At 38.9% G+C, this 26,936-nt stretch carries 19 protein-coding genes; 18 read left to right on the top strand and 1 reads right to left on the bottom strand.

The window, feature by feature from the left end:
- Positions 1-177 precede the first annotated feature (177 nt).
- Positions 178-1,455 carry an amidohydrolase family protein gene (locus H5126_RS17445; RefSeq protein ID WP_182720324.1) on the bottom strand — a complete coding sequence of 426 codons (1,278 nt, stop codon included), beginning with the start codon at positions 1,453-1,455 and terminating at the stop codon, positions 178-180.
- Positions 1,456-1,609: 154 nt separating this feature from the next.
- Between H5126_RS17445 and H5126_RS17440 the strand changes: the two genes are divergently transcribed.
- The 18 genes from H5126_RS17440 (at position 1,610) to H5126_RS17355 (ending at position 26,835) form a co-directional block, all read left to right on the top strand.
- Positions 1,610-3,451 carry a DUF885 family protein gene (locus H5126_RS17440; RefSeq protein WP_182720325.1) on the top strand — a complete coding sequence of 614 codons (1,842 nt, stop codon included), beginning with the start codon at positions 1,610-1,612 and terminating at the stop codon, positions 3,449-3,451.
- 97 nt (positions 3,452-3,548) lie between these two features.
- Entirely contained in the window at positions 3,549-4,061 is a 513-nt protein-coding gene (locus tag H5126_RS17435) for a YcgN family cysteine cluster protein (protein WP_004334734.1), read from the top strand.
- Complete coding sequence (locus H5126_RS17430) at positions 4,061-4,573, top strand: RNA methyltransferase (protein WP_024595017.1); 513 nt, start codon at positions 4,061-4,063, stop codon at positions 4,571-4,573. Before H5126_RS17435 ends, H5126_RS17430 begins: the two co-directional genes overlap by 1 nt.
- Positions 4,574-4,651: 78 nt before the next feature.
- Positions 4,652-5,542, top strand: a complete 891-nt coding sequence (locus H5126_RS17425) for an ABC transporter substrate-binding protein (RefSeq protein ID WP_182720326.1) — start codon at positions 4,652-4,654, stop codon at positions 5,540-5,542.
- Positions 5,543-5,630: 88 nt separating this feature from the next.
- On the top strand, positions 5,631-6,887 hold the full coding sequence (locus H5126_RS17420) for a sugar MFS transporter (protein WP_165723870.1): 1,257 nt from the start codon (positions 5,631-5,633) through the stop codon (positions 6,885-6,887).
- A gap of 254 nt (positions 6,888-7,141) precedes the next feature.
- Positions 7,142-9,031 carry a methyl-accepting chemotaxis protein gene (locus tag H5126_RS17415; RefSeq protein WP_182720327.1) on the top strand — a complete coding sequence of 630 codons (1,890 nt, stop codon included), beginning with the start codon at positions 7,142-7,144 and terminating at the stop codon, positions 9,029-9,031.
- A 5-nt stretch (positions 9,032-9,036) separates the two neighbouring features.
- The gene (locus H5126_RS17410; protein WP_182720328.1) at positions 9,037-10,119 is read left to right on the top strand and encodes a GGDEF domain-containing protein; all 1,083 of its coding nucleotides are present in this window, start codon (positions 9,037-9,039) and stop codon (positions 10,117-10,119) included.
- A 13-nt stretch (positions 10,120-10,132) separates the two neighbouring features.
- Positions 10,133-10,747, top strand: coding sequence for a DsbA family protein (locus H5126_RS17405; protein WP_165723867.1), 615 nt, complete (start codon positions 10,133-10,135; stop codon positions 10,745-10,747).
- 251 nt (positions 10,748-10,998) lie between these two features.
- Entirely contained in the window at positions 10,999-11,751 is a 753-nt protein-coding gene (locus tag H5126_RS17400; RefSeq protein WP_182720329.1) for a DUF3450 domain-containing protein, read from the top strand.
- A gap of 10 nt (positions 11,752-11,761) precedes the next feature.
- On the top strand, positions 11,762-13,129 hold the full coding sequence (locus H5126_RS17395) for a MotA/TolQ/ExbB proton channel family protein (protein WP_004334754.1): 1,368 nt from the start codon (positions 11,762-11,764) through the stop codon (positions 13,127-13,129).
- Between the two features lie 3 nt (positions 13,130-13,132).
- Positions 13,133-13,660, top strand: coding sequence for a MotA/TolQ/ExbB proton channel family protein (locus H5126_RS17390; RefSeq protein WP_010552929.1), 528 nt, complete (start codon positions 13,133-13,135; stop codon positions 13,658-13,660).
- A 53-nt stretch (positions 13,661-13,713) separates the two neighbouring features.
- A complete protein-coding gene (locus H5126_RS17385; RefSeq protein ID WP_004334764.1) occupies positions 13,714-14,127 on the top strand; it encodes a biopolymer transporter ExbD in 414 nt (137 codons plus the stop codon).
- Between the two features lie 12 nt (positions 14,128-14,139).
- Positions 14,140-14,745 carry an energy transducer TonB gene (locus tag H5126_RS17380; RefSeq protein WP_024597386.1) on the top strand — a complete coding sequence of 202 codons (606 nt, stop codon included), beginning with the start codon at positions 14,140-14,142 and terminating at the stop codon, positions 14,743-14,745.
- 44 nt (positions 14,746-14,789) lie between these two features.
- Positions 14,790-16,118: a lipopolysaccharide assembly protein LapB gene (locus H5126_RS17375; protein ID WP_182720330.1), complete on the top strand. Its 1,329-nt coding sequence runs from the start codon at positions 14,790-14,792 to the stop codon at positions 16,116-16,118.
- Between the two features lie 296 nt (positions 16,119-16,414).
- The gene (locus H5126_RS17370) at positions 16,415-20,503 is read left to right on the top strand and encodes a hypothetical protein (protein WP_182720331.1); all 4,089 of its coding nucleotides are present in this window, start codon (positions 16,415-16,417) and stop codon (positions 20,501-20,503) included.
- Between the two features lie 64 nt (positions 20,504-20,567).
- Positions 20,568-23,264 carry a TonB-dependent receptor domain-containing protein gene (locus H5126_RS17365; protein WP_182692812.1) on the top strand — a complete coding sequence of 899 codons (2,697 nt, stop codon included), beginning with the start codon at positions 20,568-20,570 and terminating at the stop codon, positions 23,262-23,264.
- Positions 23,265-23,467: 203 nt separating this feature from the next.
- Entirely contained in the window at positions 23,468-24,607 is a 1,140-nt protein-coding gene (gene asd / locus H5126_RS17360; protein WP_182720332.1) for an aspartate-semialdehyde dehydrogenase, read from the top strand.
- A 338-nt stretch (positions 24,608-24,945) separates the two neighbouring features.
- Positions 24,946-26,835, top strand: coding sequence for a bifunctional diguanylate cyclase/phosphodiesterase (locus H5126_RS17355; protein WP_220491482.1), 1,890 nt, complete (start codon positions 24,946-24,948; stop codon positions 26,833-26,835).
- The last annotated feature ends 101 nt before the right edge of the window (positions 26,836-26,936 follow it).

Here is a 26,936-nt window from a genome sequence, read left to right as displayed (position 1 = left end):
ATGGTTATTGTTTTTAAAGTGAATAGAAAGTTCATTTTATTTGATTAAATAAAACTGTTCGGATAATTAATAGACAAAAGCGAGTCTAATAGGGGGGGCGGTGACCCTTTTATGGCATATTCAATATTGGTGAGAGTTTTATTAAGGCTGAGTAAACTCAGCCTTAATAGCGTGTATTTACAATTGGTTTTTATAAACAACCCCTGCTTTCATTACAAAAGGTACTGCCTCTAAGGTTTTAATACTTTTAAGAGGATTTGCTTTAACCGCAATTATATCAGCTGCAAATCCGGTTTTAATTTGTCCTAACTGAGTATCCATTTTTAATAACTTAGCGCTATTAATAGTTGATGCTTGAATGGCTTGTAGTTCTGTCATGCCAAATTCAACCATGCGGCTAAACTGTTTTGCATTATCTCCGTGCGGGTAAATTGCTGCATCGGTACCAAAGACCATTTTAACACCCGCTTTTACAGCACGGCTAAAGCTATCACGTTGCCTTTTAGAAACTTGGCGCTCTTTATTTAGGTTTTCTTCGTCTACGCCGTTTTGCTCGCCATAAGTGAGTGTGTATTCGGTGTTATAAATATCCATAGAAAGCCAAGTTCCATGCTCTTTGGCAAGCGCTATCGCTTCGTCATCTAAAAAGCTGGCATGCTCTACGCTATCAACACCTGCTTTAATGGCTGTTTTTATACCGCTTGTACCGTGTGCGTGAGCAGCTACTGGTAAATCTCGCATGTGGGCTTCATCAACAATGGCTTTCATTTCTTCAAAAGAATACTGCTGTGCACCTACTTTAGTCCCTTTTGAAAATACTCCACCTGTGGCGCAAAACTTAATAGCATTTGCCCCGAATTTAATATTTTCGCGTACTTTTATACGCGCAGCCCATGGACCGTCTGCGACGCCACTTGAAGTATATTTAAGCTCAGGAGGTAGGCGGTTGTTATCACAGTGCCCGCCAGTAATGCCGAGTGATGGGCCTGCAGCCCAAATACGAGGGCCAACTATGTCACCCGCATTTATGCCGTCACGCACGGCTATGACGCTGTAACCTTCTGCGCCAACATTACGTACTGTTGTAAATCCAGCTTCTAAGGTTTTTTTAGCAAAATGAGCCGCTTTAATCGCCATTCTAGGAACTGACTGGCCTAAACGTTCAGTGCGCGGCACCGTAGGGTCGCTTGTTAAATGCACATGCATATCCATTAAACCTGGCATAAGGGTCAAATCAGGGAGTTGAATATGTTTATCATCTTTAGTTAGCGTTGGTTTTTTATTTTGTTCAACATTAGTGATCACGCCATCATCTATAGTAATTAAGGGCGATTTAATGAGCTTGCCATCTTTAACATCAATCATGGCTTTAGCCGATAGGTATGTAACTGCATGGCTATTAAAAGTGGTTAAGCAAAGTAAGGCAATAGAGGTGCTGAGTAGTTGTTTTTTCATTTTATTTTTCTTTTAAATCATATTTGAATTAATAGAAATGTAACAAGTTCAGATAAAAGTGCAAATTTAATACGATGAATGCAATCTATCGTAATTTCTTTATTAAGCACGGTTTAATGCGCATAATTAAAAAACGATATTAAAAAGGATTATCATGAAATCAATTAAATTAGCATTAGTTGCCAGTGGCGTTATGTTTGCTTTAAGTGGCTGTATGAATACTGAGCTTAGTACACAGACTAATACCAGTACACAGTTAAACACAGTTAACGCATCAGCAGGTATTGTTTCAGAGCTTTCAGCAGAGCAACAACTCGATGTACTTGTTGCACAGTATTACGATGAATCGCTCACATATAGCCCCATCAGCGCAACGTACAATGGTCGTAATGAGTTTAACGATCAATTCACGCCTGTGATTTCAAAAGAAAATAGAGCAAAAAAAGCCGCTTTTTATAAAAAATATCAACAGCGATTAAACTTTATAGATAAAGCACAGTTAACAGGGCAATCGCTTTTAAGTTTTGAAATATTAGAGCGTGACCTTGCACTTAAATTAGAAGGCATGCAGTTTCCTGATTACTTACTACCAATAAATCAAATGGCAGGTGCGCATAACACCTTTGCAGGTTTTGGTTCAGGTCAAAGTGCTCAGCCGTTTAATACCGTTGAAGATTACACGGCTTTTATCTCGCGCAGCGAAGGTTTTGTAAAGTGGCTTGCCAGTGTAGAGCGCTCAATGGCGCAAGGCATTAAACTAGGTATTACGTTACCAAAACCACTTGCTGAAAAACTGCAGCCACAATTTGCGGCTCATGTAGTTAAAAATGCTGAAGACTCACTGTTTTGGGGATCAATTAAAAAATTACCAGAATCGTTTAGTGCACAGCAAAAGCAAAAAATTACAGCGCAGTATCGTCAATTGATTATGCAGCACTTAGTACCGGCTTATAAAAGCATGAGTGACTTTTTAGCTAATCAGTATATTCCTAATAGTCGAGAAAGCGTTGGTTATATTGACTTACCAAACGGTAAAGCATGGTATGAATACCAAATTAAGAAAAACACAACGCTTAGTTTATCTGCAGATGAAATTCACGACATTGGATTAAGTGAAGTGTCGCGCATTTTAAGCGAAATGAAAAAAGTAAAAGAAACCGTAGGCTTTAAAGGTGAGCTATCTGAATTTTTTGATCATTTACGTGATTCAGATGAATTTTACTACGACACGCCTGAGGAGTTAATTGAGGCATATGAAAACGTTAAGAAAAAAATAGATGCGCGTTTGCCTCTACTTTTTAACATAGCCCCCAAAGCACCTTACGTTGTAAAAGCAGTTGAAGCCTACAGAGCGCAGTCGGCAGCAGGTGCATCCTATGCATCTCCGGCGCCTGATGGCTCTCGCCCTGGTATTTTTTATATCAATGCTTATAACTTAAAAGCGCAGCCTAAATTTTTACTCGAAACTTTATCGATTCACGAAGCAGCCCCAGGTCATCACTTTCAAATAGCACTTCAGCAAGAAATAGAGGGCTTACCTGATTTTCGTAAATTTGGTGGCTATACCGTGTTCGCAGAAGGTTGGGCGCTTTACGCAGAAAGCTTAGGCAAAGAGCTAGGCTTATTTACCGACCCTTATATGTGGTATGGACGTTTATCGGATGAGCAATTACGCGCAATGCGTTTAGTGCTTGATACTGGTTTTCATGCAAAAGGGTGGACGCGTCAACAAGGTATAGATTACATGCTTGCAAATTCATCTATGGCTAAAAGTGATGTAATTGCTGAAGTAGAGCGATATATTGCATGGCCAGGACAAGCGCTTTCTTACAAGTTAGGGCAATTTAAAATTCAAGAATTACGTGATTTTTCTAAAAAAGAACTCGGTGATAAATTTGATATTAAAGCGTTTCACACGCAAATATTAATTGATGGCGCATTACCAATGCCAATCCTTGAGGAAAAAATTAAGCGTTGGGTTAAATCTCAAAGCTAATTTGTAGCGCAAAGCCAGTACTTTGAAAGGGTATTGGCTTTGCGCCATTTACAGCAATACGGTAGAATGCGCGCTCTTTAGGGGGCACGAGTAAACTATGTTTGATCAACAATTAGCAAATACACAATTTTGGCTTAAAAAAAGCTTAAGCGACATGAGTCAAAACGAATGGGAAGCCATTTGTGATGGATGCGGAAAATGTTGTTTAAATACGTTTATTGATAGCGAAGATGAAGACGAATTTACCGCCACCGATCAGTTACGCGAAGGTGAGCAATTAATATTTACTAATATTGTATGTCAGTATCTTGATAACAACACCTGTGGTTGTAGCGAATATGAAAACCGCCAAACGCTTGTTCCTTCTTGTGTAAAACTCACAAAAGAAAACCTTAAAGACATCTTTTTTATGCCACAAAGCTGCAGTTACCGTCGTTTACATGAAGGTCGTGGTTTGGCTTCTTGGCATCCGTTATTAAATAATGGTGATAAAACAAAGATGCATGAGCTAGGTATTTCTGTAAAAGACAAAACAGTAAAAGATTGCGATGTAAAGCTCGACGACTTTGATTTGTACATTGCAGAATGGCCAACAAAGGACGTAGATTAATGAGTAAACAACAAGCCGTAATTGGTTTAATCAATCCTAAAAGCCCGACTAATGTTGGCGGTGTATTGCGAGCAGCTGGCTGTTATGACGCTAAACAAGTTTTTTTTACAGGCAATCGCTACTTAAACGCCAAAAAGTTCCATACAGATACAAAAAATGTAGTGGAGCGTATTCCTTTAACCGAAACAGATAATTTAGAAGCAATAAAGCCACAAGGCGCAACGGTTGTGGTTATTGAGCTTATTGAAGGTGCAACACCTTTACCTGAGTTTAAACATCCTGAAAATGCATTTTATGTATTTGGCCCCGAAGATGGTTCTGTATCAAAAGACGTCTTAAAGTGGTGTGATGAAGTGGTATATATTCCAACTATTGGCTGTATGAATTTAGCGGCAACCTGTAATGTAGTTTTGTATGACCGCTTAGCTAAATTAGGCGGCGTTGAGAGTAGTGACGATACTATTATTAGCTCTCGTGATACAAACAATAAAATGAGGTGGCAAAAAAGCTGATTAGTTAAGGTTTATTTGTGCAAAAGTGTTAGTAGTAGCTAAACTTAAAAACACTATTAATCACAAATAGATACTAAAATGCGCTGGTTTTATTTTATATTATTGCTAACAACTAGTAATAGTTTTGCTGAAACATCGGTTGAGTATTTTCAAAATGGTACTCAACACACTTTAACTGGGCATTCCCATAAATCAGGGGTGCTCTATGAAGCTAAAAACTCCAAACAAACACTTCATCTAGCCACACTCGATTGGCCTCCTTATATTGGTAATAATGTATGTAATAAAGGCTGGGTTTATCAATTTTCAATTGCCTTGTTAAATAGTAAGGGCTACAGCGTATATATTGAATTTTTGCCTTGGGCAAGAGCGGTACGAAATGTAGAACTAGGCAGGGCTGACATACTAATGCCTGAATACTTTATAGAAGATACAGCCCCCTCCGATTATGTTGATGGTAAAACACGTCGAGAATTACTCGGCTTATCTAATTCGTTTAAAGGTGGCGAAATTGCTTTTTTAAAAAGGAAAGGCGATACAGACCATTTCACAGGAAACTTGAACTCGCTCAAAGGGCTTAAGATTGGTGTTGTTCGAGGGTATCAAAATACGCCAGAGTTTGATGCCATGATGGACAATGGTGAGTTTGAAGTTATCGCCTCTGTTGATGACTTACAGCTTGTTAAGCTACTGACTGCTAAACGTGTTGATTTGGTTATAGGCGATCCTCAAGCTTTGAAATCATCTGTGGCTTACTCCTCTTTAACTAAACCTGAAAAACAGACTTTGCTTTCTTCCATTGAGCAAGAAAGCATTCCTTTGCAATATAACTCGTTATATTTTGCCATTAGTAAGCGTGCACATAATTGGCTTTTAGTATTAGAGGATATAAACGAAGGGCTTTATCAGTTTAATAACAGTGGCGAAATAGACCGAATTATTAGAGCGACCAACACGCAATGTGAATAACACCACTGGAACGTTCCATAAGTGCGCTGACTAATTTATATTTAAACATGTAAAATCGTTTTCAACTTGTTAATGGAGTGAAAACGACGTGAGTGAAATAAATACAAACCAATCATTCGCGGTCAACGAACAGCCAAATAAAAATTATCTGTTTCCACTGACTGCAATGACGACCCTATTTTTTTTATGGGGTTTTATTACTGTTTTAAACGATGTACTAATACCACGCTTAAAAGGCGTATTTGATTTGAGCTTTTTTGAAGCGATGCTAGTACAGTTTTGCTTTTTTGGGGCTTACTTTATTGTTTCTATTCCTGCGGGGCTTTTAGTTAAGCAATTTGGTTACAAAAAAGGAATTTTAACTGGTTTAATTGTGGCTTCAATGGGGTGTATGTTGTTTTACCCTGCTGTTGTAGTACATGAATATTGGCTATTTTTAGGCGCTTTATTTGTACTTGCTGCTGGTGTAACTGTACTTCAGGTTTCTGCTAACCCTTATGTTGCAGCTCTTGGCAGTGAAAAAACAGCTTCTTCTCGTCTAAATTTAGCACAAGCACTTAATGCGCTTGGTACTACTGTTGGGCCTTATGTTGGTGGTTTATTATTTTTCGGTACTGCAGGTAGTTTAGCCGCATCGGCAGCAACTGCTGAATCTGTAAAAGTGCCTTATTTAATGCTTGCTGGCGCTTTATTACTTATCGCTATTGTATTTGCCTTTATAAAGCTTCCAGAAATTGAAGCCCACAAAGAGGAAAATAATACAGCAATTGAATCTCGTTCGTTAATGCAAGCACCGCACTTAACTATGGGTGTACTTGCTATATTTTGCTACGTAGGTGGGGAAGTTGCCATTGGCAGCTTTTTAGTTAACTACTTTGGTGAGGCACACATAGCAGGGCTTGAAGAGCATACTGCGGCCGCACTTATTAGTTATTACTGGGGCGGGGCAATGGTAGGACGTTTTATTGGCTCTGTATTATTACAAAAGATTGCACCTTCTAAAGCTATAGCGTTTAATGCATTTAGTATTATTGCGCTATTATTGATCACTATTTTTACTCAAGGTGACGTCGCTTTATACTCAGTATTGGCAATTGGTTTATTTAACTCAATTATGTTCCCGACTATATTTTCAGTTGCAATCGAGCGACTAGGATCATTGACGAGCAAAGGTTCTGGCTGGTTATGTTTAGCAATTGTTGGTGGTGCACTTGTACCATTACTGCAAGGGTTTATAGCTGATACAGTAAATATACAGCAAAGCTTTTTTGTTCCAATGTTATGTTATGTATTTATTGCATGGTACGGTTTAAATGTTGTTCGCTTAGCAAATAAGTGGAAATAACAGACTATACAAGAGTGACTGAATACGTATTCAGTCACTTATAAAGTTACATTTAATGGGAACGTTCCACAAGCTATAAATCTAGTCATTAATTAATTTAATATTAGCCAGTTATCCACAAAAGCCTTTTTTTACAATCCTTTATTCTTATTTTTCATCAATAACCTAACTGTAAGTCTCTTTTACTAAGACATTTAGCTAAATTTTTGCTAAAACAGTAAGGCTAATAATGATAAATAATAAAAAGGATGTATATGCTTAACTCGTTGAAATTTACTTCCAAAGTGACTATTGCAGCCTCCTTAATTTTGGTTTTGGTGCTAGGGTTATTTACTTTTAATAACTACATTGCGATGCGCAAGCAAACCGAGCAGCAGTTAAGTTTGGTATTGCAACAAAATTCCGAATCTGTTTCACAAAATATAGCGAGTTGGTTAAATGCAAAGTTGGCGATTGTTATATCAATTGCTAAAACCCATAAAGCGAATGATTCTAAAGCACTCACCCTTTCACAATTAAATACAGCAGAGCTTGCTGGAAGCTTTAAAAATACGTATATAGGTAAATCCAGCGGCACGTTTATATTAAACGATCAATCAGTCGTTTTACCTGCAGATTTTGATGCGACTTCTCGCCCTTGGTATAAATTAGTCGAAAACAAATCAAATACCGCTTTTACAACTCCTTATATTGATGTGACTACTAACGAGCTTACAATTTCAGCGGTAGTACCCATACTCCAAAATGGCCAGTTTAGCGGCGTTGCAGGTGCCGATATTGATATGCAGACCGTGACAAAAATTATCAACGATATTGACTTTTTAGGACTCGGTTATGGTTTTTTACTCGATAATAAAGGCCAAGTGTTAAGCCATCCAAATGCTCAGTTAAACTTAAAAAATACATCAGACATCTTTGGAACCAATACACCTTTACAAAGTGAGTTTACCCAGTACGAGATAAACGGAGAGTCTAAGCTTATTTCGTTTACAAAAATTAGTGGTATTGAAAACGTAGATTGGTACCTAGGTGTTGTTATAGACAAAGATAAAGCGTATGCCAGTGTCTCTAATTTTGGCCAAACCGCAGCTGTTTTTATGGTGATAGGAATTATCACTATTATAATTATGATGCAGCTTTTATTACGCTATTTAATGCAGCCAATGAATCGTTTAAACGATGCTATTAAAGATATAGCACAAGGTGAGGGCGATTTAACAAGGCGTTTAACCGTTGAAAACGACGATGAATTTGGCGATTTAAGCTATTCATTTAATATTTTCATCGAAAAAATTCAGCATTCAATAGAGCAAGTAAAAGAGTCTACAAAGCAATTAGATACAGCTATTGAGAGCTTGGTATCACAAACACATTCTTCGCTGTCTATGTATGATGATCAAAGTAAACGAACCGATATTGTTGCAGCGGCTATTAACCAGTTTTCTGCCACATCAATGGATATCTCAAGTAATGCAGAGAGTGCATCGCAGCTTGCTAAAAATGCAGATGAACATTCAACACAAAACCAAGAAGCATTAAGCCACAGTGTTGCAACTATCCACCAGCTCTCGGGTAATATGGAAAAAGCTCAGCAAACTATAAACAGTTTAAATACGCATACAGCCAGTATTGGCCAAGTGCTTGAAGTTATTAAAGGTGTAAGCGAGCAGACTAATTTATTGGCACTTAATGCCGCAATTGAGGCCGCTAGAGCAGGAGAGGCGGGACGCGGTTTTGCCGTTGTAGCAGATGAAGTTCGCCAATTAGCGCACCGCACTCAACAGTCAACGCAAGAGATTGAAGACACGGTTAGTCAGTTGCAAAAAGGCTCAAACCTTGCGGTAGAGCTTATGAAAACAAGCCTTGAAGGCAGTGAACAAAGCGTGCAACAAGCCGATGCTGTTGGCAATTTAATGAGCCATGTTATACAAGCGATTCAACAAATTAACGATGCAAATCACTCTGTGGCCACTGCAACAGATGAGCAAAACCAAGTTGTTAAGTTATTAGATACAGATATTCAAACAATTAATTCGCTTTGTATACAAGGCAAGGCCAACTTAAATGACACGCTTGACGAATGTACCAAACTAAAACAACAGTTTAGTGCTTTAGAAAATATGGTTCAAAAGTTTAAAGTATAAAATTAATGACTAAAAAAAATGTGAATAAACCAAATTGGCTCAGTCTGATAAATATCGACAGTGTTTATAGCTCAGACATGCAACGCAAAGCGTTTTCCTTATTTACCATGATTGGGATTTCAATTGTGTTGATCGCAGTATTAGTGTTTTTTAATTATAAGCTTTATTCGCCACTACTGACCGCTTCATTAATTATCGTTAACATTACAAATATAAGCTGTTCTATCTATTTTATAAAAACGGGTAATCTGCAAGTTGTGGCATTAATAAGTATGAGCATTGTGTGCATGATGTTTATTGCACTTGTTTATACCGGCGGTAAAGATAATACCGCGCTATATTGGCTAATGTTTTATCCTGTCGTAACGTTTGCATCTTTAGGGGTTAGATTAGGTGCTTGGTTAGGCTGTACCTTACTGTTTTCTTGTATTGTTATTTTATACGGCCCTGACTTTGGTCAAGTTAGCTATGGCAACGTAGAAAAAACACGTTTTATAGCGTCCTTTTCTATGGTGTTTTTATTCTCATTTATTGGTGAGTATTTTAGGCATAAAAGCCACATGGCTATTGCCGATATTACGCTAGAGCAAAAACAAGATGCTTATACTGACCCCCTTACTGGCATAGCAAATAGGCGTTTTATTACCTCTCATTTTTTAAAGCTTGCTCAAACACGCCCAGAGCAGTACTTACCTTTTTCAATTTTGTTAATTGATTTAGATAATTTTAAATCTTTAAACGATACGCATGGCCACGATTTTGGTGATACGGTATTGATAGAATTTACCAAACTTCTTGAGTCTCAATTTTTGGCAACTGCGTTAAAGGCCCGTTATGGCGGTGAGGAATTTGTTGTTATTTTACCGCAGCTCACAGCCTCTGCAGCCTCTGTAATTGCGAACAAATTTCGAGAAGCCGTGGCAGGGCATGTTATATTTACTGATGACAAGCAGCGTATTTCAATCACCTGTAGCATTGGTATTTCCCAAGTAAATAAAGTAACTGATTATGATGATTCATTAAAGCAAGCTGATGAAGCTCTTTATAGTGCAAAGGCTGCTGGTCGTAATAGTGTCGTCTCAAACTAGTTGAAGGATTAATATGTCTCAAAGTAAGTTAATATATGTTCATGACCCAATGTGTAGTTGGTGTTGGGGTTACTCACCAACCTGGCTTAAGCTAAAATCAGAGCTTGCTGGTAAAGTGGCGATAGAATATAAAGTAGGTGGTCTTGCTCCCGATAGCCAAGACCCAATGCCACAAAATATGAAAGAGATGCTTGAGGGGACTTGGCATAAAATTTCAGCGCAGTTAGGTACGCAATTTAATTATAACTTTTGGCGCAACTGCCAGCCAAGGCGTTCAACGTATCCCGCATGCAGAGCTGCACTTATAGCGCGTAAAGCGGGTAAAGAAGCTCAAATGGTGGCTGCTATTCAACACGCTTATTACCTAAACGCACAAAACCCGTCTGATGAAAGTACATTAATTAGTTTGGCTGAAAAAATTGGCTTAAATAAAGATGAGTTTTCGGAGCAGCTAACATCAAGCGAGCTTAATGATGAATTTAAAGCTGAGTTATCGTTTGTTCGCACTTTACCAATTCAAGGTTTTCCCTCACTGGTGCTTATTAAAGATAATAAAGCTCACCCTATAGAAATTAATTATACCGATTGGCACTATTCTCTTAATCAAATTAATTCAATTTTGGATTAACCACCTTCTTGCATCTTCTTAATAAGGGGTATTTGGCCAGCAAGTACCCTTATTCGCGTTAAAACTTCCTCGTAAGTCTTAATTGTTACCATTGTCATAAAAGCGACTTTTTTGCGCAACATCCTTGTCATGTTTCATCTATAAACTCCTGCTCATTGAATTATTAAGTCATAAATTATTTATATAACAAAGTTTATGACCTAAAAAAACAAACTAGCAAATCCGCTAACTAACGAGTAAAGGTGTATGCGATGAAAGGCGTTAAACCATTAATCTTAGCTGGTATTGTGGCCGCAAGTGCAGCAGTACACGCAAACGATTTAGATAAGGTTATTGATAAAAGCAGTGAAATTAATAAATCAGCTGCGCAATCACAAACAAAAATAGACAAGATTGCAGATTCAATGCAAGGACGTTTACAGCAATTTAAAACCCTCAATAAAGAGATTGATGGTTTAGCTGTATACAACGCCCAGCTAACTAAACAATTAAATAATCAAATAGAAGAGATGGAATCTTTAAACCTGTCAATGGATCAGGTTTCTATTATTGAACGTCAAATTACGCCGCTAATGCTTAGAATGATTGAAGGTCTTGAGCAGTTTGTATCTTTAGATGTTCCATTTTTAGCTGATGAGCGCACTAAGCGCGTTACGTCTTTAAAAGAAATGATGAATCGTGCTGATATTAACTCAAGTGAAAAATTCCGCCGTGTACTTGAAGCGTATCAAGTAGAAGTTGACTACGGGCGCACTATTGAAGCTTATACCGCACTTTTAAATGTGGATGACAAAGAGCGTGAAGTTGATTTTTTACGCATTGGCCGTTTAGAGCTTATTTACCTAACACGCGATGGCAAAAAAGCAGGTAGCTGGAATGCAGAGACAAAATCATTTGAAGCATTACCAGACTCTACAATAAGCCAAATTAATAAAGGTTTACGCATTGCGCGTAAACAACTTGCCCCAGATATGTTAACTCTGCCAGTACATGCAGCAGAATAAGAGGTTGAAAATGAAATTGTTTACTCAAATGACAAAAATAGCTCTTTTTGCTGCAAGCCTAAGCATTACTGGTGCAAGTATAGCGGCAGAGCCAATGAACTTAGATTCATTACTTAAAACGCTCGAAAATGGTAAATCAGCTCAAAGCGAGCAAAATAAACAACGTGAACAAGAGTTTGCTGCTCGCCAAAACGAGCAAGTACAAACACTTAAAAATACCCAAGCAAAGCGCAATCAAATGCTGGTGGAATCTGAGCGTCTAGAAACGCAATTTGAAGAAAACGAAGTAAAACTTGCTAACTTAACAGACACGCTTTCTAAACGCATGGGTTCGCTTAAAGAGTTGTTTGGCGTTCTTCAACAAGTTGCAGGGGATTCTAGTAATAAATTTGCGACATCAATAGTATCTGCTCAGATTGCTGGGCGCAGTACGTTTATGGATGACCTTGCTCAAAAGATGGGTTCAACTTCAAAACTTGCGTCAATAGAAGATATTGAAAAAGTATGGTTTGAATTACAACGCGAAATGACCGAGCAAGGTAAAGTAAGTCGTTTTAACGCAAGTGTTATTGTTGAAGGCGGTACTAAAGCACAGCAAGAAGTTGTGCGAGTGGGGGCATTTAACCTTATATCAAACGGTAAGTATTTAGAGTTTAATTCCTCGACTAATTCTTTGAGTGAATTAACACGTCAACCTGTATCGCGCTTTACTGCAACAGCAGAAGAGCTACAAAGCACTAAAAGTGGCGTGGTGCAATTTGCACTTGACCCAACAGGCGGCTCTATTCTTGGTTTATTAGTACAAGCACCTGATACACAAGAACGTGTTCATCAAGGTGGCACAGTGGGTTATGTGATTTTAGGCGTAGGTGTTATTGCACTTCTTATATCACTTGAGCGTTTTTTCTCACTATTGATTATGGGCGGTAAAATTCGTCGCCAGCTTAAAGATACAGTTGCACGTGATGACAATCCGCTTGGACGCGTAATGAAAGTAAAAGATCAATTTCCAAGTGTTTCACACGACACACTGGAGCTTAAACTAAGTGAAGCTATTTTACGTGAAATGCCAAAAGTGACGCGTAATTTAACACTTATCAAAATCATCTCTGTTGTTGCGCCGCTACTAGGTTTATTAGGTACGGTAACCGGCATGATCAATACATTCCAAGCAATCACCTTATTTGGTACTGGGGATCCTAAGCTTATGGCGGGTGGTATTTCTCAAGCGCTAGTAACAACGGTATTGGGCTTAGTGGTCGCCATACCAACGGTATTTTTATACACCTTACTTAATACGCGCGCTAAAAATATCTTGTTAACTATTCAAGAGCAGAGCGCCGGTATTATTGCAGAGCGAAGCGAGAAAGGAGCATAAACCATGGTGCTATTGATTGATTCAATCAATGCTATCCGTGATTTTCTCGACACTGGTGGCCAAGTTCTCTTGGTCATCGGGGTGTTAATCTTCGCGATGTGGTTATTGATACTCGAGCGATTTATTTACTTTTTTAATGGTTTTAGAAGCTATAAACACGCTCTTAAAGCCAATTGGATTAACCGTGCAGAACGTGATAGCTGGAATGCAGAGCAAATACGCGAAGCGATGATATCGCGAGCTGGTATGCGCTTAAACACCAATCTTTCTTTGATTAACGTGATGGTTGCTTTGTGCCCGCTACTTGGTTTGTTAGGCACGGTGACAGGCATGATAGAAGTGTTTGATGTAATGGCAATTACCGGCACAGGTAGTGCGCGCTCAATGGCATCAGGGGTATCAAAAGCAACTATCCCGACAATGGCAGGCATGGTAGGTGCGTTATCTGGGGTATTTGCCTCAACGTATTTACAACGAAAAGCTAAGCGCGAAGTAGAACTACTACAAGACAGCATGGTTTTAGACCATTAAGCAAAATTTTGATAAGCGGCTTGTATAAAGCCGCTCATCCTAGGAGAATAAAAATGAGAGCCCCGTTAGGAAACCTATTTCAAGAAGACGAAGCTGAAGAAATAAACATGACCCCAATGTTAGACGTTGTATTTATCATGCTTATTTTCTTTATTGTAACTGCCTCTTTTGTTAAAGAAGCCGGTATTGATGTAAACCGCCCAGAAGCCGCAACAGCTGTTAAAAAAGAGCGTGCTAATATTTTAGTGGCTATTTCTGATACAGGCGAGATTTGGATTAATAAACGTCAAATTGATGTACGCGCAGTACAAGCCAATATCGAGCGTTTAAAAGCAGAAAATCCACAAGGTAGCGTTGTGATTCAAGCGGATAAAAAAGCCACTACCGAAATGTTAATAAAGGTGATGGATGCCTCGCGCGCGGCGGGCGCATTTGATGTATCAATTGCCGCACAAGATGCGTCTTAAGGGCTAGTTATGTTGCGATATTTAGTTGCATTAGTGATAGCCGGTGTAGTGACCTTTATGTTGTTTTTAGGCATGCAGGCACTGATCACTGGCGGTGAAGGCGCTATGACGGATCCGGTTAAGGGTAACGTACTTGATTTTGTTCGCTTGAAAAAAGAAGAAACCGTACAAAAAAAAGAGCGTAAGCCACAAAAGCCACCAACACCAAAAGAGCCGCCACCACCAATGGAATCACCGCAAATGCAAAATAGTGATGCTACAGCAAATGCTAACAACTTTGACTTTGGTGCCAATGTAGATGCGGATGTAAATTTAGCCGGCGGGTTAGCACTTGAAACAAGTGATGGTGAATACTTACCGATTGTAAAGGTGGCACCAGTTTATCCGCGCCGTGCGTTATCACGTGGCATAGAAGGCTACGTGATTGTTGAATTTACAGTAACTAAACAAGGCACTGTACGCGACCCACAAGTAGTAAAAGCAGAGCCTGAGTCACTTTTTGATAGAGCTGCGATGGATGCAGCCCTTAAATTTAAATATAAACCGCGCGTAGTAAACGGTGAAGCCGTTGAAGTTGCGGGTGTTCAGAACAAAATATCTTTCCAAATTAGCGGTTAATTAGTAATTAACCACGAGTAAACGGACAGAAATGCGAGGCGATTATGAAATTACTACCTACAGCTAAACTTTTAAAGTTAACTCTATTTTGTACCGCTGCGATCAGTACAAGTATTGTTACACCAAGTGCTCTAAGCCTAATTCCAGGGCTACATGTAGCTACGGCATATGCAGAGCAAGAACAAAAAACGAAACGTGTACCAGCACTACGTGAAAAGGTTTATAGCCAGCTTGCTCGTGCCCAAAAACTTGCAGACGATGGTGATGTTAAAGGTGGACTTGAAGCGCTTGATAGCATTCAAGAGCGAGCTGCAAGCATGAACTCGTACGAAGTGGCAATGATGCATAACTTTTACGGGTTTATTTATTACAACGAAAACGACTTACCAAAAGCGATTGCCTCGTTTGAAAAAGTGGTAGCTGAGGAAGCCATTCCTGAGTCACTTCGTTTAAGCACTACATTTAGCTTGGCTCAACTGGCTATGGCTAATAGTGATTACACTAAAGTTATCTCTTTTTTAGATGATTGGGACAGTATTAACACTCAGCCTAAAACAGAAGGCTACTACTTGTTAAGGGCTCAAACATACTATCAGTTAAAAGATTATAAAAAAGGGCTTGAGTACATATCTCAAGTGATTGCTTTAAGCGACAGCGAAGGCAAAATCCCTAAGGAAAACTGGTTAGTACTACAGCGTGCAATGTATTACTCGCTTAATCAAACTGACAAAGTTGTTGAAGTGCTTGAGCGCATGGTAAAGCTTTATAATAAGCCTGAGTATTGGGTGCAGTTATCGGGTATGTATGGTGAAACAGGTAGGGAAAAACAACAGTTGGCGGTAATTGAAGCCGCTTATCAGCAAGGATTTTTAACCTCTAAATCTGATTTACGCCAATTAGCGCAAGTGTATTTATACAATGGTTTAGCGTTTAAAGCTGCAAAAGTGATGAGCGATGCCATTGATAAAGATATTGCTGAAAAAACAGCAAAAAACTACGCTTTTGTTGCCGAGGCGATGATCCAAGCTAAAGAAGATGAAAAATCTATTACCTACTTTGCAAAAGCTGCTGATTTATCTGAGCACGGTAAATACGATCAACGTTTAGCCGAAGTATTTGTAAATACAGAGCAATATGAAGAAGCCGCAGATGCAGCGCGTAAAGCACTTGATAAAGGTGGCCTTGATTTTGAATCAAATGCATTTGTTGCACTGGGTATGGCGCAGTACAACATGCAAAATTTTGATGCATCAATTTTAGCGTTTGAGCAGGCAGAAAAACATAAAAAATCTCAGCGTTTAGCACAGCAGTGGATCAAATATGTAAAGCGCGAAAAAGTGCATGCAGAAACACTTAGAACAGCTTTACTGTAAATTTTAAAGCGCTTTACTAATTAACAAGTAACGCGTGTAAAACCAGTTCATAATCGCAACACTAAAACCGCCTCAGGGCGGTTTTTATCGTCTCTAAAAGCATCCAATTATTTGATTTTAAATAAGTTACTTTTGTCATCTTATGGTTATTAAACTGTAACTACTTTGTCATAAGTCTCCCGTATTGTAACCGCAGCTAAACTCAAGTGACCTTAAAGCATTATTTAAGTGTTTTATGGTGACTTGAGTTTATTTGAGCACCTAAAAAATAATTAAATACTTTAACGGAGTGAACAATGAAATTATCTGACTTATTCAAAGTAAGTTTGATTGCAACTGCAGTATCTTTAGCTGGTTGTGGTGGAGACTTAGTAGTATCTGAAGGCGACACAACTATTAATGAAGGTGATACAGTAACTAACGTTATTGAAGGCGGTGACGATACAAGTGGTGAAACCTCATCACGTGATGATTCACAAAATGCTACCACTGGCTTTCCTACTGATATTGATAATGCACTAACTCAAGGTTTAGCAACTGATGTTTCTAGTGAGTTTACATCTATTACAGATAAGCCCGTATATCGCTTAGCTGCAGATACCGTGTTCACTACTGATGTATCGTTAACAAACGACGCACACTGGATCTTAAATGGCCGTACTGCGGTTGGTAATGATCGCGCAGATAACGCCAAGCTTTATATTCAGCAAGGTACAACGATTATTGGCGAAACAGGAGATGACTTCCTAGTTGTTCGTCGCGGTTCACAAATTGAATCGGTAGGGACTGTAAGTCAGCCCATTACAATGACCTCAATTCAAGATGTTACAGCTCAAGAAACAACGATTGGTCAGTGGGGCGGTTTAGTATTATTAGGTAACGCGCCAGCAAATTCTTGCGGCGACCAAGAAGGTGAAGCAACAGCTGATGAACTTGCTAATTGTGGTGTGTCGGCTGAAGGTGATGCAGGTCAGTTTGGTGGCGATATCAGTGATGATAATTCAGGTACTTTAAAGTATGTACTTGTTAAGCAAGCCGGTAAAACGTTAGGTAATGGTGATGAGTTAAATGGTATTACGTTTGCCGGTGTTGGCTCTGCAACTACGGTTGATTATATTCAAGTACATGAAAATCTTGATGATGGTATAGAGTTCTTTGGTGGCACAGTTAATGTAAGCAATGTTGTACTTACAAATATTGGTGACGATTCGCTAGATTGGTCTTTTGGTTGGACGGGCTCAGCCACAAACGTTTATATTCAGCAAGCGGCTAACGTAGGCGATAACGCTATCGAAGCTGATAACTCTGAATTTGATTCAAGTGCAACACCATTAACACTACCTACTATTTCAAACGTTACAATTGTGGGTGCTGAGGGCAATAACGGCATTCGTTTACGTGCGGGTACTGCTGGGGTTCTTAAAAATGTATTTGTAACGGGCCCAGCTACTTATGAAAACTGCTTACGTGTAGGCTCGGATTCAGTACCTCGTGCAGAGGATGGCACACTTACGATTACAAACTCTATAGTTGCTTGTCAAACTGCAGCGAATAACTTTGGCAGCGAAGTTATTAACGGTGGCGATGTACAATCTTGGTTTGAAGGCCAAGACGCTAACCAAACACTTACCCCAGCTGATTTAATGCTAGATGACAACGGTTATACACCTCTTGCTGGCTCGCCGCTTATTGCAAATACGCAAGTTGGTGCATTTGATGGCTCAACTAATTGGATGGAAGGTTGGACTGTTGGTATTAATGGTGGCTTCCCTACTGATATTGATAATGCACTTGCACAAGGCTTAGCATCAGATGTTTCTAGCGAATTTCCGGAAATTACAGATAAGCCAGTATATCGCTTAGCTGAAGATACAACGTTTACAGCGGATGTAACACTTACAAATGACGCACATTGGATTTTAAATGGCCGTACAGCAGTAGGTAATGACCGCGCAGACGCTACAACACTTTATGTTCAAGCAGGCACGACATTAATTGGTGAATCAGGTGATGACTTTTTAGTTGTTCGTCGTGGTTCGCAAATTAACGCAAATGGTAATGCAACTGCACCTATTACAATGACATCTATTGAAGATGTAACAGGCGCTGAAACAACAATTGGTCAATGGGGCGGTTTAGTACTTTTAGGTAATGCTCCTGCTAACTCGTGTGGCGATCAAACTGGCGAAACGACGGCTGAAGAACTTGCTAACTGTGGTGTATCTGCAGAAGGTGATGCAGGGCAATTTGGTGGCGATATTAGCGATGATAACTCAGGTGTTCTTCGTTATATTGTTGTTAAGCACGCAGGTAAAACTCTTGGTAACGGCGATGAGCTTAATGGTATTTCGTTCGCGGGTGTAGGCTCTGCAACAAAAGTAGAATATATCCAAGTTCATCAAAATCTTGATGATGGCGTTGAGTTTTTTGGTGGTACTGTAAATGTTCGTAACATAGTACTTACTGACATTGGTGATGATGCATTTGATTGGTCGTTTGGTTGGACAGGTCGTGCGCAAAATATTTATATTCAACAAAGTGCTGTTGGTGGTGATAACGCTATTGAAGCGGATAACTCAGAATTTGATTCAAATGCTACACCTTTAACAAAGCCACTAATTTCTAACGTAACAATTGTGGGTGCTGATGGTACTAACGGTGTTCGTTTACGTGCAGGTACAGCGGGCGTTCTACGTAATGTAGTAATTACAGGACCTGAAGGTTACTCAAACTGTTTACGTGTGGGTTCTGACTCTGTAGCAAATGCAGAATCTGGAGAGCTTTCTATTGAAAACTCAGTAGTGGCATGTAGTGAAGATAATAACTTTGGTAGTGAAGCTATTGGTGGTGGTAACGTTCAATCTTGGTTTGAAGGCCAAACAGGTAACCAAACGCTTACAGCTGCTGCCCTTAGTTTAGCAACCGATGGCTTTACACCTAAATCTAGCTCACCATTATTAGGTTCGGGTGTTGATTCGTCAGACCTTGATTCGTTCTTTACTAAAACAGATTATATTGGTGCGTTTGATGGCGATAATAACTGGATGGATGGTTGGACAGTCGCTATAACACCAAGTTTTCCTGATGATATTCAAAATGCCTTAGAGCAGGGTTTTGCTACTGATGTATCAGCAAGCTTTCCTGAAATCACAGACAAGCCAGTTTATCAGTTAACTTCTGATGTTGTATTCACTTCAGACGTAACATTAACTAACGATGCACATTGGATTCTAAAAGGCCGTACAGCCGTAGGTAATGACCGCGCTGATGAAACGACTTTATATGTTCAATTTGGTACTACGCTTATTGGCGAGTCGGGTGATGACTTTTTAGTTGTTCGCCGTGGTTCTAAAATAGAGGCCGTGGGCAGTGCAACTCAGCCAATTACTATGACGTCTATTGAAGATGTTACTGGTGGCGAAACGACTATTGGTCAATGGGGCGGTTTAGTGCTTTTAGGTAATGCACCGGCTAACTCGTGTGGCGATCAAGAAGGCGAAGCTACCGCTGATGAGCTTGCAAACTGTGGTGTGTCTGCTGAAGGTGATGCTGGTCAATTTGGTGGTAATGACCCAGAAGATAACTCAGGTACTTTAAAATACGTGGCAGTTAAACAAGCAGGTAAAACGCTAGGTAACGGAGATGAGTTAAACGGCATTACGCTTGCTGGTGTTGGTAGTCAAACAGAGCTTGATTACATTCACGTTCATGAAAACCTGGACGATGGTGTTGAATTTTTCGGTGGTACTGCAAACATCAGTCACCTTGTTTTAACTAATATTGGTGATGACTCACTAGATTGGTCATTTGGTTGGACGGGTAAAGCGCAATACGTACTTATCAAGCAAGCCGAATCAACAGGTGATAATGCAATTGAGGCGGATAACTCTGAGTTTGATTCAAGTGCAACACCACTCACAATGCCTACAATTTCTAATGTTACTATTATTGGTAATGTAGGGGTTAACGGTATACGTCTACGTGCAGGCACTGCGGGTATGCTTAAAAACGTGGTTGTGACAGGTGGGGCAGATTATTCAAATTGTTTACGTGTAGGTTCAGATTCAGCTCCTCGCGCAGAGGATGGTACATTAACTGTTACTCACTCAGTTGTTGCATGTGAAACGGCAAATAACTTTGGTACGCAAGCAATTGGTACTGGTAATGTTGAGTCTTGGTTCTTAGGCCAAACAGGTAACTCTGTGCAAGCAGCCACAGACCTTGGTTTAGCAGATAACGGATATATGCCTTCGGCTGAGTCATTACTGTTAGGTAATGGTTTTGATTCTTCAAGCCTAGATAGTTACTTTGATTCAGTAGATTACATTGGTGCAATGGATGCACAAACAGACTGGACAGCAGGTTGGGTTAAGGTAGGTCTTTAATCCAAACCACATTATAGCCGAGCGAAAGCTCGGCTAATGTCTTGTTTTGTTTCGGAGTATAAAAATGAAATCTTTTAAACCCTCTTCTCTTGTTCTATGTAAACTAAATTGCGCAGTTATGGCTGCAATTATGGGGCTATCAGTAAACACAGCTATAGCAGCCGAAGCCGAAGAGCAAGAAATAGAAGAAGTAGTTGCTGTTGGCCAGCGACTAAAAGGTAGTGCAGGCGCAGTACTACAAGAGCGTCAAAATCAGGCATTTGTTGCTGATATTATGGGTGCTGATCAAATATCACGCACAGGTGATGGCGATGCAGCTTCAGCGCTTCGTCGTGTGACTGGTTTAACTTTAGTCGATGGTAAATATATTTATGTTCGTGGTTTGGGTGAACGTTATTCAAGTACCCAACTTAATAGCATGTATGTTCCAAGCCCAGATCCCACTCGATCAGTTGTTCCACTGGATTTATTTCCATCGGATATTATTGAAAGCTTAAGTGTGCAGAAATCGTTTTCTCCTGATATGCCAGCGCACTTTGGTGGTGGTAATGTAAATATACGCACCAAATCTATTCCTTCTGATTTTTTGTTTAAAATACAGTTAGGTACTTCATATAACACCTCTAACAGTGACACCGGTTATTTTTACAGTGGTGGTGATGATGATTGGATGGGGCGCGATGATGGTACACGTGCTTTACCTTCATTAATTTCTACAGCGCTTAAAAGTGATGCAGGACTTGAAGGTGACAGCAGTACTTCGCTTGAGCAGCGTCAAGCGCTCTTACAATCTCTAGATTGGCAAGTTGGACCTACTGAGAAAGACGTTGATCCAGGCATGAATTTTTCAGTAGCACTAGGTGATAGGTTTGAGTCTGAAGTAGGTACTTTTGGTGTTCTAGCCGCTGTTTCCTATGACAATGAATGGGAAGTAGTTAAAGAGCAAAGCGGTACAAATTTAGGTAGTTTGGGCTGCGAAGATAAATGTTTTGCACAAACTTATGATGGCATATCTACTGAACAAACCGTTCGTTGGAGTGGCACATTAAATTTAGGTTATGAATTTAATAATAACCATAAATTTGAACTAACGAATATAGCGCTTCATGATATGAGTGACAGAGTGCGTAATCGTGACTTTTTCGATGCTAACGAGTCTGAAGAAGGTGTTACTGAGTTACGCCGTGTTGACGTTATGTATGAAGAGCGTGAAATGTTCTCTACGCAGCTCAAAGGGACGCATAATTTTCCTGAATTAGAAAATTTATTTTTTGATTGGTATGCAGGTACAAGCCGCGCCAACAGGGATGCTCCAGGTGCGTTAGATGTTGTTTTTCAAACTAACTTAAATGATGGTGTATTTGAATCAGAGCAGTTACAAGATGTTGCTGCTACTAACGTAACGCGTGATTATCAAACTTTGCATGATGACGTAGATACGTATGGTTGGAATATGGGCATCCCGTTTTATGGTGATGGCTATGAGTTAGAGCTTAAGGTGGGTGGCGATTTTTCTGAAAAAAAACGTGATGCAAGTAATATTCAATTTGGTATTACGCACCGTGGTATAACAGATGAATATACATTTGGCTCAAACATAGACCAAATTTTTTCTGACGAAAATTTAGCTAATAGTGAGTTTTATACAAGTATTACAGGCTCTGGTATTTTTGATGATGGTACCGCAGATGGTGATAAGTACAGCGCTGCACATAAGTTAGACGCTTATTATTTTATGGCCGACTTTTTCTACGAAAACACATGGCGTATAACCGGTGGTATTCGTTGGGAAGACTTTTCTCAAATATCAGTGCCTTTTCAGGCTCATACTAATTTCTTTGATGGAACAATTGAAGAAGTGAGCGAAGTTGCAATAAAAGAAGATAACTTTTTTCCTTCTTTAGCAATTACTTATATTATGGATGAAGAAATGCAGTTTCGCTTAAACTTAAGTGAAACGACGATTCGCCCAGATATGCGTGATGTAAGCTCAACTTATTATGTTGACCCACTAACAGAGTTTTTAGTGCGAGGCTCGCCTACACTTCAAAGCTCTAAGCTAAAAAATGCTGACTTTAGGTTTGAGTGGTACATGCCTTCAGGAAACAATCTATCAGTTGCTTTGTTTTATAAAGATATTGAAAACCCAATTGAAATGGTTGAGTTAGCGGGTGTTGGTGGAGCTGCTCCGCAATTACTAACAGCAAATGCGCAGTCGGGTGAACTAACAGGTATTGAGGTAGACTTTTTAACTGACTTTAGTTTTATTCATAATGATTTATCTGCCATATTTTTATCAGGTAACGTTACTCTATCGGATTCAAGTGTTGAGCTTGGCATAAACGATGCTGATGGGGTTGATTCATTATTTGAACAACAACTAAAAGAGGCGTTGGAAGCTGACTCTGTTTCTAACATTGTTACTAATAATAAACGTCGTTTAGTTGGTCATTCTGAATGGGTAGCAAACTTACAAATGGGTTATGACTCTGCTGATGGTTTTCATTCTACCTCAGTTGTTTATAACGTGTTTGGGCCGCGCATAATCGTACCAGGTACGCGTGGTAACGAAGACGCAGAAGAAAAGTCATTTCATTCTCTTGATTTAGTTTATTCTTACTTCCCTAACTTTAATACTAAAGTTAATTTTAAAGTTAAAAATATACTTGGCCAAGAAAAAGAAATTGAACAAGAAAACTTAACACTTTGGCGTCAAGAAGAAGGCACTGAGTTTAGTTTAAGCTTTAGCTACGAGTTTTAATTTTCTACCCAAGGAAGGGGGATATAATAAAACCTAATTACCTATTAGCCCTGTATTTAATACAGGGCTTTTTTATGACTATGAAAAATATTTAAGTTCTACTTTATTCACTAGTTTTAGCGCGCTGGTGGTGTTATTTTGACGTTAATGAAAATTAAATCTCACGCAATGAATTTAATTTTTAATGTATTAAGGCATCTTTTATGAATCAAACAGTGGAACAAACAATGAAAAAAGTAGGATTAGTCGGTTGGCGTGGCATGGTTGGCTCTGTGTTATTAGAACGTATGCAGCAGCAAAGTGATTTTGCCCATATCGACACCACCTTTTTCACCACCTCACAAGCGGGTCAACTAGGCCCTGATATAGCAGGCGACGCAAAACCATTGCTAGATGCAAGTGACATTAGCGAACTTGCTAAAATGGATATTATTGTTACTTGCCAAGGCGGTGACTACACCAATGCGGTATATCCAAAATTACGCGAGTCGGGTTGGGATGGTTACTGGATTGATGCAGCTTCAGCACTGCGTATGAGTGAGGACAGCATAATAGTGCTAGATCCCGTAAACAAAGATGTTATTGAACAAGGCTTAGAGCAAGGCGTTAAAACGTTTGTTGGCGGTAACTGTACAGTATCGCTAATGCTACTTGCATTAGGCGGTTTATTTGAGCAAGACCTAATTGAATGGGTAAGCCCAATGACTTACCAAGCAGCCTCTGGTGCTGGTGCACGAAATATGAAAGAGCTTATTGCACAAATGGGCGCTATTCATGCAAGTGTTGCCGAGCAATTAGATAACCCAAGCTCTGCTATTTTAGAAATTGATAAAATAGTCAGTGAAACAATGGCGTCAAATGACTTACCACAAGACCAATTTGGTGTGCCATTAGCGGGCAGTTTAATCCCGTGGATTGACGTACCTATGCCAAGCGGTCAGTCTAAAGAAGAGTGGAAAGCGCAAGTAGAAGCCAACAAAATTTTAGGCTCTTCTAAGCAACCAGTGCCAATTGATGGTTTATGTGTTCGTATTGGCGCTATGCGTTGTCATTCACAAGCGATGACCATTAAATTACGTGAAGATATTAGCGTAGAAAAAATTGAAGAAATTTTAGCGTCTCATAATGAGTGGGTTAAGGTAATTCCAAACGAGCGTGAAATTAGTGCCACAGACTTAACACCGGTTAAAGTAACGGGCACTTTAAGCATTCCTGTTGGGCGTATTCGTAAATTAGCTATGGGACCAAAATACATTAGCGCATTTACAGTTGGCGATCAGCTTTTATGGGGCGCGGCAGAGCCACTTCGTCGTATGCTACGCATAATTGTTGATGGTGAGTAATACCAATTCGCAATAATACTTAATCAATTTGAGGGGTTAAATCTGACGTTAACTACGTTAAATATTTCTGATATAGAACAACTAAATAACGAAATTTTTGCCTTGTTATCGACACGATTTTCTTCCCTCAAAATAGATCACTTAATTAAGCGAATTGGTATAATATATAATCAGTATTAACAAAAGGGGTTGGCAATTTGCCAGCCCTTTTTAGTTTAATGGCTTATAAAACCGCTTAAGAGGCTAAAACAATACTTTTTTATGAATGTTCACTTTTGTTTATTATTGAACTTAAGTAAACTGTTTACATTGTGCAACAGCCTATTCAAGTAACATTAATGACCTCTCACACAAATAACTTTGCCAATAAGCGATTAGCATTTGTTAGCTCCTATTTTAGTTCTGCAATTGCTATAAACACGGTTGTTTCTTGTTTTCTTATTTTTAGCAGTATTAACCACAGCGCCTCGCAAGAAAAACTTTATTGGCTTTTTACGTTATCATTTATTTCATTACTTCGAATAGCAAGCCATGTATTTGTTAACAACACCCATGCTTTTAAATATCATCTGTATTTTATAGGTTTATTATTAACGGCTTTAACATGGGCTGCTTTTCCTATTTTGTTTTATGAAAACATGCAAATGCAGGAAAAATTTGTATCATTGGTTGTTTTTAGCTCCCTTGCTGGTGGAGGCGTTAATGTTTTAGCTTCAGATATTCGTTCCTCCTTGTCGTATATAACCTGCTTATTGGTTCCTTTTAGTATTTTATTACTTTTACAGCCTATTGAAGATGAGAATGTACTAGGTGTTTTAGGGCTCGTTTTATGGTTTATTTTGTGTTTTATAACGGCTTCACGTAGTGCAAAAGATGTAAAGTCATCAATTAATAACGAACTTAAGTTAGATCAATTTATTGAAAACTTAGAAAACGAAGTGCAACTTCGTACCGAACAAATAATTTCTTTAGAGCAAAAAGACAACCTAACTAAATTGTTTAACAGGGGGAGCTTTGTTTCTAATGTTGAACTTGATTTAGCCAATCAAAATGATGATATTAAAGCTGTTTTATTTTTAGATATGGATGACTTTAAAATCATCAACGATAAATACGGTCACGATTTTGGTGATTTTGTACTGGCTCAAACAGGTAAACGATTAGTTGAAACACAAACCCAAGGCGACTTTATTGCTTGTCGATGGGGAGGTGATGAGTTTATTTTTTATTCTCGCACTAACACCGAAGACGAACTTTTTGACTGTGTTTTTAGATTAGTTAAAACCTTAACGAAAACAGTAAGCATGGACAGCTATCAAGTAAATCCCTCTTTTAAGGTTGGGCTTTATTTTACGCGCGAAAATTTTAATCTTGCAGAGGCGATTAAATACGCTGATGTAGCTATGTATGAAGGTAAGAAAAGCCGTAATGAAATATCGGTATTTGACGAGCGAATGCATGAATCGCTTAAAAGAGAAGAAGTACTTCGCAGCTCAATTAAAGAGTGCGTAGAAAAAGGTGACTTTCATCTGTGCTATCAACCTATTGTTGATATAAGCACAAATGAAATAACTACGTTTGAAGTACTACTTCGTTGGCAGTTTAATGATGAATTTATTCCCCCTTCAGAATTTATAGATATTGCAGAGCGATATGGAAAAATTAATATACTCGGCGAATTTGTACTAGAGCAAGCTATTGCGAGCTTAAGTAGGCTAAATGCCGTAAATAGTAATATTGGATTGTCGATTAATGTGTCGGTGTTGCAACTAGAAAACCATAACTTTTTAGATTTTTTAGTTGCGCTTTTAAATAGATACGCAGTTAAACCATACAATGTGCATTTAGAAATAACAGAAACAGTCATGATTAAAAATTTACCGTATTTGTCAAAAGTGATTACGGCCATAAAAAATACTGGAGTGCGTATTTCTATTGATGACTTTGGTACCGGGTTTTCTTCTATATCGGTTTTAAAAGAGCTGTCAGTTGATTACATTAAAATAGATAAATCTTATATTGATAACATTTGTGAATGCTCAAAAGATAAAAGTATTGTATCTGCGGTAACTAACATGTCGCATATGATAGGTTGCCAAGTAATAGCGGAGGGCGTAGAAAGCCCAGCTCAGTTAACGTTATTACAAAGCTTACAAATTGATAAGTATCAAGGTTTCATATTCAGTAAACCAGTTAGATTTGCCGACGCGCTTAAACTTATTAGTTAGAGCGCTGACTTTTTCACAAAGTTTGTTTATGTAGGGATGATCCAACAGTGCCGTGCGTTTTGCTTAGCGTTTTCATCATGCTTTGTACATAATCCTGCTAC

Origin of the sequence: Pseudoalteromonas sp. SG45-3 (genome assembly GCF_014164075.1) — a bacterium.
Taxonomy (GTDB): Bacteria; Pseudomonadota; Gammaproteobacteria; order Enterobacterales; family Alteromonadaceae; genus Pseudoalteromonas; species Pseudoalteromonas distincta.
Note: the sequence above shows the minus strand (reverse complement) of the source record. Positions and strands in the feature narration are given on the sequence as shown.

Bases quoted from the DNA above. Each gene is read 5' to 3' on its own strand.
- H5126_RS17395 (WP_004334754.1), top strand. From the start codon at position 11,762: ATGAAATTGTTTACTCAAATGACAAAAATAGCTCTTTTTGCTGCAAGC.
- H5126_RS17430 (WP_024595017.1), top strand. From the start codon at position 4,061: ATGAGTAAACAACAAGCCGTAATTGGTTTAATCAATCCTAAAAGCCCG.
- H5126_RS17445 (WP_182720324.1), bottom strand. From the start codon at position 1,455: ATGAAAAAACAACTACTCAGCACCTCTATTGCCTTACTTTGCTTAACC.
- H5126_RS17365 (WP_182692812.1), top strand. From the start codon at position 20,568: ATGAAATCTTTTAAACCCTCTTCTCTTGTTCTATGTAAACTAAATTGC.
- H5126_RS17355 (WP_220491482.1), top strand. From the start codon at position 24,946: ATGACCTCTCACACAAATAACTTTGCCAATAAGCGATTAGCATTTGTT.
- H5126_RS17440 (WP_182720325.1), top strand. From the start codon at position 1,610: ATGAAATCAATTAAATTAGCATTAGTTGCCAGTGGCGTTATGTTTGCT.
- H5126_RS17425 (WP_182720326.1), top strand. From the start codon at position 4,652: ATGCGCTGGTTTTATTTTATATTATTGCTAACAACTAGTAATAGTTTT.
- H5126_RS17370 (WP_182720331.1), top strand. From the start codon at position 16,415: ATGAAATTATCTGACTTATTCAAAGTAAGTTTGATTGCAACTGCAGTA.
- H5126_RS17415 (WP_182720327.1), top strand. From the start codon at position 7,142: ATGCTTAACTCGTTGAAATTTACTTCCAAAGTGACTATTGCAGCCTCC.
- H5126_RS17435 (WP_004334734.1), top strand. From the start codon at position 3,549: ATGTTTGATCAACAATTAGCAAATACACAATTTTGGCTTAAAAAAAGC.
- H5126_RS17385 (WP_004334764.1), top strand. From the start codon at position 13,714: ATGAGAGCCCCGTTAGGAAACCTATTTCAAGAAGACGAAGCTGAAGAA.
- H5126_RS17410 (WP_182720328.1), top strand. From the start codon at position 9,037: ATGACTAAAAAAAATGTGAATAAACCAAATTGGCTCAGTCTGATAAAT.
- H5126_RS17405 (WP_165723867.1), top strand. From the start codon at position 10,133: ATGTCTCAAAGTAAGTTAATATATGTTCATGACCCAATGTGTAGTTGG.
- asd (WP_182720332.1), top strand. From the start codon at position 23,468: ATGAATCAAACAGTGGAACAAACAATGAAAAAAGTAGGATTAGTCGGT.
- H5126_RS17375 (WP_182720330.1), top strand. From the start codon at position 14,790: ATGAAATTACTACCTACAGCTAAACTTTTAAAGTTAACTCTATTTTGT.
- H5126_RS17400 (WP_182720329.1), top strand. From the start codon at position 10,999: ATGAAAGGCGTTAAACCATTAATCTTAGCTGGTATTGTGGCCGCAAGT.
- H5126_RS17390 (WP_010552929.1), top strand. From the start codon at position 13,133: ATGGTGCTATTGATTGATTCAATCAATGCTATCCGTGATTTTCTCGAC.